We start from the raw sequence: 12,678 nt of genomic DNA, 5'->3' as shown, positions 1-12,678 counted from the left end.
GAGACCACGGGACATGACCGACCAGTACCCGGCCCCCCAGGGCCAGCCGCAGAAGGACAGCTACGGCACGCCCTCCGGCCAGCAGCCGCCGGCCTACGGCGCCCCCGTCGGCCAGGGCTACAGCGCGCCCGGCGGCCCGGGCTACGGCCCGGCGCCCCGCAACAGCCTCGCGCTGATCGCCCTCATCCTCGGCATCGCGGGCTTCTTCACCGGCGTCGCGAGCATCGCCGCGATCGTCGTCGGGCACATCTCGCTCAGCCAGATCAAGAAGACGGGCGAGGAGGGGCGCGGCATGGCGCTCTGGGGCACCATCCTCGGCTACGTCGTGCTGATCGGCGGCATCCTCCTGGCCGTCGGCTTCGCCGTCCTCTTCGGGGCGCTCGCCAGCTCGGGCCAGCTCGACTACTCGACGTACTGAGGCGACGCCCACGGGCTTCATGGCTGCCTCATCGGAGGCGTCGATACGATGACGGGGTCCACGCCGACGGCATGGGCCCCGTCGTCCGTCCGGTCCACCTCGGCCGGGGCGACACCGCACGGCACCGCACCTGATCTGCGACACCGCACCGCGACTCCACCGATGCTCCGCCGCCCGCACGCGAAAGGCTCCTGATGGCCACCGACGACACCACCCCCGAGCAGTCCGGGCGCGCACCGCAGTCCGCTGACGCGCCGCAGTCCGAGCCGACGCAGGCGCCGACGCCTCCGCCCGCGCCCGCGGGCGACCAGCAGTCGCCGCCGCTGCCGCCCACCTCCTTCCCCGGCGCCGCGTCCCAGCCCGCCGCGCGCCCCGCCCACGACCCGTTCGTCGCCCCGGGGCAGACCCCGGCCCCGCAGCGGTCGTCGTTCGCGGCGCCCCAGCCGGGCTCAGCGCAGGGCGGTGCGCCGTCGGCGCCGTACGGTGCCCCGGCACAGGGGCAGGGCGCTCCGCAGTCGGCGCCCTACGGTGCGCCGGCGCAGGGTGCCCCGCAGTCGGCTCCCTACGGGGCCCCCGCGTCCGCGCCGTACGGTGCTCCTCAGCCGCCCCGGCCCGGCTACGCCGCGCCGTCCGGCCCGGCGGCACCCGGCCAGCCGGGCTCGCAGCAGTACGGGCAGCAGCCGCAGCAGGGGCAGTACGGGCAGCAGCCGCCGCAGCAGGGCCCGTACGGTCAGCCGCAGCAGCCCGGCCCCTACGGCCAGCCGCAGCCGGGCCCGTACGGTCAGCCCCCGCAGCAGTACGGCCAGCCGCAGCAGCAGTACGGCCAGCCCTACGGCGCCCCGCAGCCGCAGCAGCCCTACGGCTCGCCCTACGCCCCCTACGCCTCGGCCGGGCCCACCAAGCCGTCGAGCGTGCTCAGCCTGCTCGCGATGATCGGGTCGATCTTCGGCGCGTTCATCACGATCCTCGTCGTCACCTTCGGGGCCGGCATCATCTTCTCGATCGCCGGAGTGGTGCTCGGCCACATCGCCCAGAAGCGCGAGCCCCGTTCGCGCGGGTTCTGGCTGACCGGCCTCATCGTCGGCTACGCGGGCATCGCCCTCGCGATCGTCGTCTGGATCGGCTGGGCGACGTTCTTCAGCACCGTCGCCGACAGCAGCTACTACGGGTACTGACCCGAGGCGGTCCGGCGGCGGTGCTCGCCGCCCGGCCCGCGCCTCCTGACGACCTCGGCCGTCGCACCCCGGTGCGGCGGCCGTCGTCGTGTCGGGTCAGACGCGTTCGCAGAGCAGGGCCGTGTGCCGCCCGGCGACGCGCGTCAGCACCAGCGTCGCTGAGCCGGTGCCCTGCAGCGACAGGCGCTTGCGGAACGCGGCGGGGTCGACGTCGACCCCGCGCTTCTTGATCTCGAGGCGGCCGACGCCCCGGGCGCGCAGCTCGCGCTTGAGGGTCTTCTCGTCGAGGGGCAGGGCCTCGACCACACGGAAGACCTGGGCGAAGGGCGTCTCGACCGGCGTGTCGGAGGTGAGGTAGGCGATGTCGCGGCTGACCGTCCGGGCGCCGAGGCTCCGGGCGAGGTCGCCGATCAGGCGGGCCCGGATGACGGCGCCGTCGGGCTCGTAGAGCCACTCGCCGAGGTCGCCCACCTCGACGTCGTCGGAGTCGGCGGGCGCGGTGAGCTCGGCGGTGCCGGAGGCGGTGACCACGAGGGCGGACCGCCCGACGCCGGGCCGCGCGAGCGCCCCGAACCAGACCCCGAGCTCGACGACCTCCCGGTCGACGGAGATCCACTGGCACTCCGCGTCGGCGGGCAGCAGCTCGCGGTCGATGCCGGGGCCGAGCTTGACCCCGGTCGGGCGGTGCTCGGCGTGCCCGAAGGCGACGTCGAGCGAGGGCGACCAGTCGGCCGGGTCGGCGAGGCGCTTGGTGCCGCTGTGGCCCGCCGTGCGCCGGGCCGGGTCGAGGAAGACGGCGTCGACGCCCGCGAGGTCGACGTCGGCGGCGTCGGCGTGCTCGACGCGGGCGCCCGACCAGGGGGCGAGGTTGTACGCGGCGACGGCGGCGGTGACCTCGTCGCGCTCGACCGCGAGCACGTCGAGCTCGAGGGCGGCCAGGGCCATCGCGTCGCCCCCGATGCCGCAGCCGAGGTCGGCGACCCGCCGGGCCCCGGCGGCGCGGAACCGGCCGGCGTGCCGGGCGGCCACGGGGAGGCGCGTGGCTTGTTCGAGGCCCGCCTCGGTGAAGAGCATGCGGCTGGCGAAGTCGCCGAACTTGGCGACGGCACGGCCCCGGAGCCGGGCCTGGCTCAGCACGGCGGCGACGAGCGCGGGGGAGTGGCCCTGCTTGCGGAGCGCCGCGACCGTGCCGACGACGTCGTCGTCGCTCCGCCGCGCCGGCAGCGAGTCGAGCAGCCGGAGCCCCTCGGGCGAGAGGATCTCGAGCAGCTCGGTGGTGTCCATGGGCTCCAGTCTCGCGCATCGACGCCGTGCCGCTGGCACTCGTGTTGACCGAGTGCCAGCGGGCCCCTACAGTTGTTCCTGGCACTCGCACGTGGTGAGTGCCACCCCACGTTCTACGAAGTTCCGAGAAAGCAGAGGTCAACCGTGTCGGTCTCCATCAAGCCGCTCGAAGATCGCATCGTCATCCAGCAGGTCGAAGCCGAGCAGACCACGGCTTCCGGCCTCGTGATCCCCGACACCGCCAAGGAGAAGCCCCAGGAGGGCGAGGTCGTGGCGGTCGGTCCGGGTCGCATCGACGACAACGGCAACCGCGTCCCGCTCGACGTCGCCGTCGGCGACAAGGTCATCTACAGCAAGTACGGCGGAACCGAGGTCAAGTACGACGGCCAGGACTACCTCGTCCTCTCGGCCCGCGACGTGCTCGCCGTCATCGTCCGCTAGTCGGTCGACACCCTGCTCCACCCGGAGGCCCCCGCCACACGGCGGGGGCCTTCGTCGTGCGCGGGCGGCGCGAGACGGGGCGCCGTCCCGTCGAGGCGCTGTGCGGGCCGCCCGTGCGCGAGATCGGCAGGAGCGGCACGGTCCACGGCAGCACCGGGCCGGTCGGCGACGGGGGCTCGCCCTAGAGTCGTGACGTGACCGACGACCGTGCCCGCGCCTCCTCCGCCCCCGTCGAGCCCGTCGGCCCCGCCCGGCCCTCGGGCCCGGCCGAGCGAGCCGGCTCCGGCCTCGCCTACGCGGTCAGCGCCTACGGCCTGTGGGGCGTGCTGCCGATCTTCTTCCTTCTCATGTCGCCCTCGGGGCCGTTCGAGATCGTCTCGTGGCGCATCCTCTTCTCGCTGGCGTTCTGCCTGGTGCTGCTCGCCGTCACGCGCGGCTTCCAGGCCTTCCTGGCGCTGCTGCGCCAGGGCCGCGTCGTCGCGCCGATGGCGCTCGCGGGCGTGCTCATCGTCGTCAACTGGACGACCTTCATCGTCGCGACGCTCGCCGGGCACGTCGTCGAGGCGGCCCTCGGCTACTTCATCAACCCGATCGTCACCGTCCTGCTCGCTGTCGTCGTGCTGCGGGAGCGCCTCCGGCCCGCCCAGTGGGCCGCCATCGGCCTCAGCGCCGTCGCCGTCGTCGTGATCGCCCTCGGCACCGGCGGCGTGCCGTGGGCGTCGCTGATCATGGCGTTCTCGTTCGGCGCCTACGGGCTCGTCAAGAAGCAGATGGGCGGTCGCGTCGACGCCGTCAGCGGCCTGACCCTCGAGACGCTCGCGGTCGCGCCCGTCGCGGCGGTCGCCCTCGTCGTGATCGCGGCGACCGGCGTCGACGGCGGCGTCGTGTTCGGCTCGGTGAGCCTGCTGCACACCCTCACCGTGATCAGCTCGGGCGTCGTGACCGCGGTCCCGCTGCTGCTCTTCGCGGCCGCCGCGCGACGGCTGCCCCTCGCGACGATCGGGCTCACCCAGTACCTCGCGCCCGTGCTGCAGTTCGTCGTCGGCGTCGTCCTGCTCCACGAGCAGATGCCGACCAGCCGCTGGGTCGGCTTCGCGATCGTCTGGGTCGCCCTCGTGGTGCTGACCGTCGACATGGTGTCGGCGAGCCGCCGGGCACGGCCGCGGCCCGCCGTGGCGTGACGTCCGTCCGGGGCCCGCACCGCGCCTCCTGAGGGCATGTCACGAATTGCTAACGAAACCCCTGAGTGACGACCAGAACACGCGCCGGAAACAATCGAGCCCTAGTTTCTTCTCAATCGCGAGGACCGTCTGCCTAGTGGCGGTCCGGCTGCACGCGCTTCCAGAAAGGGACCACGGATGATCCGATCCACCAAAGGGCTGAAGGCTCTGGCGCTCGCAGGAGCCGCCTCCGTCCTCCTCGCCGCTTGTTCGTCCACCTCGACGCCCAGCGACGACACCTCCTCGTCGAGCGCGTCGGCGTCGGCGAAGACCGACCCCGCTGCCGCCTGCGAGGCGCCCAGCAGCCCCAGCCAGGACGCTCTCCGCATCGGCACCATCCTGCCGAGCACGGGTACCCTCGCGTACCTCAACCCGCCCGCCGAGTCCGGCGTCGGCCTCGCCGTCGAGGACATCAACGCCGCCGGCGGCGTGCTCGGCCAGGACGTCACGATCGACCCCAGCACCGACTCGGGCGACAGCAACGACCTCACCGTCTCGAGCGCCGCAGCGACGCAGCTGATCGACGCCAAGGTGCCCGTCGCCATCGGCGCGGAGTCCTCCAGCGTCACGCTGAACGTCATCGACCAGATCACCGCGGCCTGCATCGTGCAGATCTCGCCCGCCAACACGGCGACCGACCTCAGCGGCTACTCGTCGTACTACTTCCGCACCGCGCCGCCGGACTCCGTCCAGGGCTCGGCGCTCGGCCAGCAGATCGTCGACGACGGCAACGCCAACGTCGCGTTCATCGTCTTCAACGACACCTACGGCACCGGCCTCCGTAACTCGACCCAGGCCTCGATCGAGTCCTCCGGCGGCACCGTCGTCTACGGCGCCGAGGGCGAGGGCCAGGAGTTCCCGCCCGGCCAGACCACGTTCTCGTCCGAGGTGACCGCGGCGATCGGCTCCGATCCCGACGCCATCGTCATCCTCGCCTTCGACGAGACCGCGTCGATCGTGCCCGAGCTCGTCTCGCAGGGCTGGGACATGAGCAAGGTCTACATGTCGGACGGCAACACGGCCGACTACAGCGAGGACTTCGACCCGGGCACCCTCGAGGGCGCCAAGGGCACCATCCCCGGCGCGTTCCCGTCGACCGACCTGCAGGCCCGCTTCAGCGACTTCTACCAGCGCACGGCCGGCAGCCCCCTCGCCGACTACTCGTACGCACAGGAGTCCTACGACGCCACCATCCTCGCCGCGCTCGCCGCGGTGAAGGGCGGCGGCACCGACGCCGGCACGATCCAGGCCAACATGGCCGGGGTCTCCGGGGCGACCGACGGCACGGAGTGCTCGACCTTCGAGGAGTGCGTCACCGCGCTCGACGGCGGCGGCGACATCCACTACACCGGCCCCTCGGGCATCGGACCGTTCGACGACAAGAACGACCCGTCGTCGGCCTTCATCGGCATCTACCAGTTCNCGGCGTCGGGGCCTTCTCCGTGTGTGGGGTGCGTGGTGCGGTGAAGGCGTGTGCGGCGGGTCCGTGTCCTCCTGGGCGGGTGGGCGCTGACCCGCCGGGGGTGACGGGGACCCGCCGCTTCGGCCACGGTCCACCACCGAGGGCCTGCAGGAGGCGCGGTGTGCGCGGGACGGACTCCGCGCCTCCTACAGCCTCGTGCTCTCAAATTTGAGCGTGATCCGTGCTGCGATGGTTCGGCGGCCCGCCTCCTTGCGTCGGCGCCCGACGGATCCCTCGCGTTCTCCGGCAGAGCCCCGGGTGCGGCGGGTCGGTGTCCTCCGGGGCGGGCCGGCGCGGGCCCGCCGGGAGTGACGCCGACCCGCCGCACCGGCCACGATCCGCAGCGAGGGCCGCAGGGAGGCGCGGTGTGCGTGGGACCGGCACCGCGCCTCCCGCAGGCCCAGCGCCCCCGCCGCACGAGCCTCCCGCCACACGAGCCCCCCCCCCACGACGCCCGAGGGGCCACACGCCCCAGCGTGGGGGCCCCCGTGGCGCTCGGCGCCGGGGTCAGTGCGTCTCGTCGACGTCCTTCGCGAGCGTGCCGAGGTACAGCTCGATCACCTTCGGGTCGTCGGCGAGCTCGCGGCCGGTGCCCGAGTAGGCGTTGCGGCCCTGGTCGAGCACGTAGCCGCGATCGCAGATCTGCAGGCAGCGGCGGGCGTTCTGCTCGACCATGATCACCGAGACGCCGGCCTTGTTGATGCGGCGGGTGCGGATGAAGGTCTCGTCCTGGCGCACCGGCGAGAGGCCGGCCGACGGCTCGTCGAGCAGCAGCACCTTCGGGTCCATCATCAGCGCGCGAGCCATGGCGACCGACTGGCGCTCGCCGCCCGAGAGCGATCCGGCGCGCTGGCCGCGACGGTCGCCGAGCACGGGGAAGAGGTCGTAGATGTACTCGAGCCGCTCGGTGAAGGCCTTCGGGCGGAGGAACATGCCCATCTGCAGGTTCTCCTCGATGGTCAGCGACGGGAAGACGTTGTTCGTCTGCGGCACGAAGCCGACGCCGGCCTGCACGAGCTTGTTGGCCTTGAGGTTCGTGATGTCCTCGCCGCCGAGCGTGACGCTGCCCTCGTGGATCTTGACGAGGCCGAACAGGGCCTTGAGCAGCGTCGACTTGCCGGCGCCGTTCGGGCCGATGATGCCGATCAGCTCGCCGGGGTAGCAGACCAGGTCGCAGCCGTTGAGGATGTTGACGCCGGGCAGGTAGCCGGCCACGAGGCCGCTGGCGTTCATGATCGGCTCGGTGCCGGCGAACTTCTCCGTGCCGGGGTGCATCTCCGTAGTCGAGGCGCTCATGCCCTGTCTCCGCTCTGCTGGTCGTCGGCCGCGTTCGTCGCGGTGGGGGTGGAGGGGTCGGGCGAGCCCGGCAGGTCGCGCCCGGCGACGCCGCCCGCGGTGGTGGTCGAGGAGGCGCGGGTCGGGTCGCCCTCGCGGGCCGCGTCCTCGGCCGCCACCTCCTCCTCGATCTGGTCGAACGCCTCGTCGGTGAGCAGCGAGTCGTCGCCGAGGTCGGTGTCGTGGTGCGCGCCGAGGTAGGCGTCGATGACGGCCTGGTCGTCCATGACGGTGTCGGCCGGGCCCTCGGCCACGACCTTGCCCTCGGCCATGACGATCACCCAGTCGGAGATGTGCCGGACCATGTGCATGTCGTGCTCGACGAAGAGCACGGTCGTGCCGTCGTCGCGCAGCGACTGGATGTGGCCGAGCAGCGACTGCGTCAGCGCCGGGTTCACGCCGGCCATCGGCTCGTCGAGCATGATCATCTCGGGGTCGCTCATCAGGGCGCGGGCCATCTCGAGCAGCTTCCGCTGGCCGCCGGAGAGGCTGCCGGCGTAGTCGTCCTTCTTCTCGAGCAGCTTGAAGCGCGCGAGCAGCTCCTCCGCCTTGACGGTGATCTCACGCTCGCGGGCCTTCCACAGCGGGGGCACGATGCCGACGAAGAAGTTCTCGCCCGGCTGGTCGCGGGCGCCCAGCAGCATGTTCTCCATCACGGTGAGGCGCGAGAGCGCCTTCGTCAGCTGGAAGGTGCGCACCATGCCGGCCCGGGCCACCTTGGCCGCGCCGACGTTGCCCATCGGCTTGCCGTCGAAGACCCACTTGGCCGTGCCCTCGCCGCGCTTGAACGCGGTCGGGGCGGAGGACGCCTTGTCGAAGCCGGTGAGCAGGTTGAAGAACGTCGTCTTGCCGGCGCCGTTGGGGCCGATCAGCGCGGTGATCGCGCCGCGCTGCACCTCGACGTGCCCCACGTCGACGGCGGTCATGCCGCCGAAGCGGCGCACGACGTTGTCGACGGTGAGGATGGGGTCGGGCTTCGACGAGCCGGGCGTGCGCCCCACGGTCGTGAGCTTCTGGCGCAGCACGGTGCGGTCGTAGTCGTAGCCGGGCTTGCGGTCGCGGCCCGAGGGCGCTCCGGCCGTGCCGGTGGTCGTGGTCTCAGACACTGAACGACAGCTCCTTCTTGTTGCCGAGGATTCCCTGCGGTCGGAAGATGATCAGGCACATCAGGGCGACGCCGACGAGCACGTACGAGAACTGGTCGGCCTGCTGGTTGCTCATGATGCTCGCGGGGATGAAGTCGCCGGCCAGGGTGCGGATGAGCAGGCGGACGACGAAGAACAGGATCGCGCCGAGCACCGGGCCGAAGACCGTGGCCGCGCCGCCGAGCAGGAGCGCCGTCCAGATGAAGAACGTCGTCGAGCGGCCGAGGGCGTCGGGCTGCACCGACGAGGGCAGCACGTAGATGATCCCCGCCAGCGAGCCGATCACGCCGCCGAAGACGAGCGCCTGCATCTTGTACGAGAAGACGTTCTTGCCGAGGCTGCGCACGGCGTCCTCGTCCTCGCGGATGCCCTTGAGCACGCGGCCCCACGGGCTGCGGCTGAGCAGGAACACGATGACGCAGAGCAGGGCCACGAGCGCCCAGGCCACGATGCGGATCCACCAGCCGTTGACGCCGTTGTTGTCGTACGTGAACCACAGCACGGTGGTCTGACCGTCGGGCAGGGGGGAGAGCGCCGTGAAGGGGTCACGGTACGACGAGCCGGTGATGCCGTTCGAGCCGCCGGTCACGTCGGTGAGGATGCTCGACCGGCCGACCATGCGGATGATCTCCGCCGCGCAGATGGTCACGATGGCGAGGTAGTCGCCCCTCAGCTTCAGCGTCGGGACGCCGAGGATGAGCGCGAAGACGAGGCCGCATGCCATGCCGATCAGCACCGCGAGCCCGAGGGGCAGGCCGCTGGTCAGCGAGATCGCGAAGCCGTAGGCGCCGAGCAGCAGGAACGCCGCCTGGCCCATGTTGATGAGTCCGGTGAAGCCGAAGTGGATGTTGAGGCCGATCGCGGCGATCGCGAACGCGGCCGTGGTCGGGGCGAGCGCCTCGCCGGTGAGCTGGCGGATGAGGTCGATGACGTAGTCCATGTGTTGTCCCCTTAACCGATCCGCTCGGCGCGACCGAAGATGCCCTGCGGACGGAACAGCAGGATCACGATCAGGATCAGCAGCGCGGTGGCGTACTTGAAGTCACCCGGCAGCACCAGGTTGGTCAGCTCGACGATGACGCCGATGATGAGCGAGCCGGCCAGGGCGCCGAAGGAGGTGCCGAGCCCGCCGAGCGTGACCGCCGCGAACATGAGCAGCAGGATCTGCAGGCCGGTCATCCAGTTGACGCCGTTGAGCACGAGGCCGAGCATGACGCCCGAGAGGCCGGCGAGGCCCGCCGCGACCGTCCACACGAGGCGGATGATGCGGTCGACGTCGATGCCCGACGCCGCCGCGAGGGCGGGGTTGTCGGAGACGGCGCGGGTGGCGCGGCCGGTGCGGGTCTTCGTGAGGAAGAGGCCGGTGAGCACGAGCACGATCACCGAGATGCCCATGGCGACGTACGACTGCACCGTGAGCGTGACGCCCGCGAAGGTGACCGTGGTCGGGTTGGCCGTCTGGATGCGGACGGTCGCGGCGCCGAAGAAGTACTGGAACGCGTACTGCAGGGCGATCGACAGGCCGATCGTGACGATCATGAGCTGGGTGAGGCTGAGGCCCCGCCGTCGGAGCGGCTTCCAGATCGCCCAGTCCTGGATGAACCCGGTGGCCGCGCAGAGGATCACCGTGATCGTCGCCGCCAGGAAGATGTTCATGCCGAGCTGGTTGGCGAAGACGTAGGCGAGCAGCCCGCCGAGGGTCACCTGCTCGCCGTGCGAGAAGCTGCTGAGGCCGGTGGTGCCGTAGATCAGCGAGAGGCCGATCGCGGCGAGGGCGAGCAGCAGGCCGAGGCGGATGCCCGAGGCGAACTGCTGCGCGAGGCGGTCCCAGTTGAAGGAGGAGGCGGCGGCGCCGGAGACCTCGCCCTCGGTCTGGGTGAGCTGGAAGATCACGCTCTTGTTGGCGCCGAGCGTCGCGTCGACGCTGCGCTCGGTCTCGGCGTTGCGGAGGAACTGCCCGTCGGGCAGCGACTCCTCGTCGAGCTGGACGGCGTACTCGCCGGCCTCGGTGACGGGGACGGCCCAGCGGCCGGTGCCGTCGACCTCGGCCGTGCCCTCGAAGCCGCCGGGGCCCGTGACGTCGACGACGACGCCGGTGGCCGGCTCGCCGTCGGAGGTCCTGATGCTGCCCTGGATGCAGCCCGTGCTCGCGTCGGCCTGGCACGAGGCCGTGGCCCCGCCCTGCGCGTGGGCGGCCGAGGGAGCCAGGGTCACCGAGACGAACGCGCCGGCGAGGCCGAGCAGCAGAGCGAGGACGGTGACGATCAGGGCAGGGCGGAGCGGAGCTCTGCCTGCGATGGTCGTGTCGGGTTTCACGGGACCTCCTGGACAGGTGCCAGTCGGGGCGATGCCCCGGGTGCCGCTGGCGACCGTCGTTGGTGACGCTACTTTCGCTGTGTGTCGGCCGTGTTTCGTGCAGGACACAGGCCAATGACGACAATTCGTTACGAAATAGCGACATCGACGCACGAGAGCGTCCTCCGAGGGCGGAATTCAGGAGGCACGGGGCGGCTTAACATGGAGCACCGGAGTCGACGGCGATCCGGTGCCACCGACCACCTCATCTCGCTCCTTCGAAGGGGACTCATGGACCAGCCGGATCCGTTCGGATTCATCGGACTCACGTACGACGACGTCATGCTCCTCCCGGGGCGCACCGACGTGATCCCGAGCGAGGCCGACACCTCGTCCCGCCTCACGAAGCGCATCCGCGTCGCCGTCCCCCTCCTCTCCGCCGCGATGGACACCGTGACCGAGTCGCGCATGGCCATCGCCATGGCGCGCCAGGGCGGCATCGGCATCATCCACCGCAACCTCTCGATCGCCGACCAGGCGGCCCACGTCGACAAGGTCAAGCGCAGCGAGTCGGGCATGATCACCAACCCGGTGACCACCACCCCCGACGCCACCGTGGCCGAGGTCGACGCCCTCTGCGGCCAGTTCCGCGTCTCCGGCCTCCCGGTCGTCGAGGAGGACGGCACGCTCGTCGGCATCATCACCAACCGCGACATGCGCTTCGTCTCGCCCTTCGAGATGCAGACCACGCTCGTCCGCGACGTCATGACGAAGGCCCCCCTCGTGACGGCCCCCGAGGGCGTCGACCCCGACTCGGCGATCGCGATCTTCGCCCAGCACAAGATCGAGAAGCTGCCCCTGGTCGACGAGGCGGGCAAGCTCCGCGGCCTCATCACCGTCAAGGACTTCGACAAGAGCGAGAAGTACCCCGACGCCACGAAGGACGACGAGGGACGGCTCCGCGTCGGTGCCGCCATCGGCTTCTTCGGCGACGCGTGGGAGCGCGCGTGCGCCCTCCGCGACGCCGGCGTCGACGTCCTCGTGGTCGACACGGCCAACGGCGAGAGCGCCGGCGAGCTCGACATGATCAAGCGCATCAAGGCCGACCCGACCTTCGCCTCCGTCGACGTCATCGGCGGCAACGTCGCCACCCGCTCGGGCGCCGAGGCGCTCATCGAGGCCGGGGCCGACGCGATCAAGGTCGGCGTCGGGCCGGGCTCGATCTGCACGACCCGCGTCGTCTCCGGCGTCGGCGTGCCGCAGGTCACCGCCGTCTACGAGGCGTCGCTCGCGGCCCGCGAGGCCGGCGTGCCGGTCATCGCCGACGGCGGCCTCCAGTACTCGGGCGACATCGCGAAGGCGCTCGTCGCCGGCGCCGACACGGTCATGCTCGGCTCGCTGCTCGCCGGCTGCGACGAGAGCCCCGGCGACCTCGTCTTCGTCGCGGGCAAGCAGTTCAAGAAGTACCGGGGCATGGGCTCGCTCGGCGCCATGCAGACGCGCGGCAAGAACACGTCGTACTCGAAAGACAGGTACTTCCAGGCCGACGTCCCCAGCGACGACAAGCTCATCCCCGAGGGCGTCGAGGGCCAGGTGCCCTACCGCGGCGCGCTGAGCAACGTGGTCTACCAGCTCACCGGCGGCCTCCGTCAGTCGATGTTCTACGTCGGCGGCCGCACCGTCGACGAGCTGAAGATGAAGGGCAAGTTCGTCCGCATCACCGCGGCCGGCCTCAAGGAGAGCCACCCGCACGACCTGCAGATGGTCGTCGAGGCGCCCAACTACCGCCGCTAGCCCGCCGCCCTCGCCAACCCCGGGCGAGTTCGACCCGAGCGGGCGTCCCTGGACGCCCGCCCGGCTCGGACTCGCCCGTCGTCGTCCCGGGCGATCGTCCCTTCCCAGG

Annotated in this window: 10 protein-coding genes and 1 pseudogene; 6 read left to right on the top strand and 5 right to left on the bottom strand. The window is 71.6% G+C overall.

Annotation, left to right across the window (positions count from 1 at the left end; genetic code table 11):
• Nucleotides 1-13 precede the first annotated feature (13 nt).
• Together IFT45_RS03250 and IFT45_RS03245 are read left to right on the top strand one after the other, a co-directional pair.
• Complete coding sequence (locus tag IFT45_RS03250) at nt 14-418, top strand: DUF4190 domain-containing protein (protein WP_192046703.1); 405 nt, start codon at nt 14-16, stop codon at nt 416-418.
• A gap of 194 nt (nt 419-612) precedes the next feature.
• Nucleotides 613-1,593: a hypothetical protein gene (locus tag IFT45_RS03245; protein WP_192126801.1), complete on the top strand. Its 981-nt coding sequence runs from the start codon at nt 613-615 to the stop codon at nt 1,591-1,593.
• A gap of 96 nt (nt 1,594-1,689) precedes the next feature.
• On the opposite strand, the gene IFT45_RS03240 is transcribed toward IFT45_RS03245, so the two are convergent.
• A complete protein-coding gene (locus IFT45_RS03240; protein WP_192126639.1) occupies nt 1,690-2,877 on the bottom strand; it encodes a class I SAM-dependent methyltransferase in 1,188 nt (395 codons plus the stop codon).
• A 144-nt stretch (nt 2,878-3,021) separates the two neighbouring features.
• Here IFT45_RS03240 and groES point away from each other — a divergent pair, with 144 nt between their 5' ends.
• The 3 genes and pseudogenes from groES to IFT45_RS03225 all read left to right on the top strand — a co-directional run.
• Nucleotides 3,022-3,318, top strand: a complete 297-nt coding sequence (gene groES, locus IFT45_RS03235; RefSeq protein ID WP_056057293.1) for a co-chaperone GroES — start codon at nt 3,022-3,024, stop codon at nt 3,316-3,318.
• A 194-nt stretch (nt 3,319-3,512) separates the two neighbouring features.
• Complete coding sequence (gene rarD, locus IFT45_RS03230) at nt 3,513-4,499, top strand: EamA family transporter RarD (protein WP_192126637.1); 987 nt, start codon at nt 3,513-3,515, stop codon at nt 4,497-4,499.
• Nucleotides 4,500-4,676: 177 nt separating this feature from the next.
• Nucleotides 4,677-5,960: pseudogene (locus IFT45_RS03225) on the top strand (ABC transporter substrate-binding protein); the annotation flags it as partial.
• Between the two features lie 547 nt (nt 5,961-6,507).
• On the opposite strand, the gene IFT45_RS03220 reads toward IFT45_RS03225, so the two are convergent.
• The 4 genes from IFT45_RS03220 to IFT45_RS03205 form a co-directional block, all read right to left on the bottom strand.
• Nucleotides 6,508-7,275: an ABC transporter ATP-binding protein gene (locus IFT45_RS03220; protein WP_370543627.1), complete on the bottom strand. Its 768-nt coding sequence runs from the start codon at nt 7,273-7,275 to the stop codon at nt 6,508-6,510.
• A 17-nt stretch (nt 7,276-7,292) separates the two neighbouring features.
• On the bottom strand, nt 7,293-8,360 hold the full coding sequence (locus IFT45_RS03215) for an ABC transporter ATP-binding protein (protein ID WP_167261366.1): 1,068 nt from the start codon (nt 8,358-8,360) through the stop codon (nt 7,293-7,295).
• 73 nt (nt 8,361-8,433) lie between these two features.
• A complete protein-coding gene (locus IFT45_RS03210; protein ID WP_056057285.1) occupies nt 8,434-9,420 on the bottom strand; it encodes a branched-chain amino acid ABC transporter permease in 987 nt (328 codons plus the stop codon).
• Nucleotides 9,421-9,431: 11 nt separating this feature from the next.
• Nucleotides 9,432-10,796, bottom strand: coding sequence for a branched-chain amino acid ABC transporter permease (locus IFT45_RS03205; protein ID WP_235491277.1), 1,365 nt, complete (start codon nt 10,794-10,796; stop codon nt 9,432-9,434).
• A 270-nt stretch (nt 10,797-11,066) separates the two neighbouring features.
• Between IFT45_RS03205 and guaB the strand changes: the two genes are divergently transcribed.
• The gene (gene guaB, locus IFT45_RS03200) at nt 11,067-12,569 is read left to right on the top strand and encodes an IMP dehydrogenase (protein WP_192126634.1); all 1,503 of its coding nucleotides are present in this window, start codon (nt 11,067-11,069) and stop codon (nt 12,567-12,569) included.
• The last annotated feature ends 109 nt before the right edge of the window (nt 12,570-12,678 follow it).

It is taken from the genome of Frigoribacterium sp. CFBP 13707, assembly GCF_014842245.1.
Classification (GTDB): domain Bacteria; phylum Actinomycetota; class Actinomycetes; order Actinomycetales; family Microbacteriaceae; genus Frigoribacterium; species Frigoribacterium endophyticum.
This window is presented reverse-complemented; position numbering and strand designations above follow the sequence as displayed.

Bases quoted from the DNA above. Each gene is read 5' to 3' on its own strand.
- guaB (WP_192126634.1), top strand. From the start codon at position 11,067: ATGGACCAGCCGGATCCGTTCGGATTCATCGGACTCACGTACGACGAC.
- IFT45_RS03250 (WP_192046703.1), top strand. From the start codon at position 14: ATGACCGACCAGTACCCGGCCCCCCAGGGCCAGCCGCAGAAGGACAGC.
- IFT45_RS03240 (WP_192126639.1), bottom strand. From the start codon at position 2,877: ATGGACACCACCGAGCTGCTCGAGATCCTCTCGCCCGAGGGGCTCCGG.
- IFT45_RS03220 (WP_370543627.1), bottom strand. From the start codon at position 7,275: ATGCACCCCGGCACGGAGAAGTTCGCCGGCACCGAGCCGATCATGAAC.
- IFT45_RS03210 (WP_056057285.1), bottom strand. From the start codon at position 9,420: ATGGACTACGTCATCGACCTCATCCGCCAGCTCACCGGCGAGGCGCTC.
- IFT45_RS03245 (WP_192126801.1), top strand. From the start codon at position 613: ATGGCCACCGACGACACCACCCCCGAGCAGTCCGGGCGCGCACCGCAG.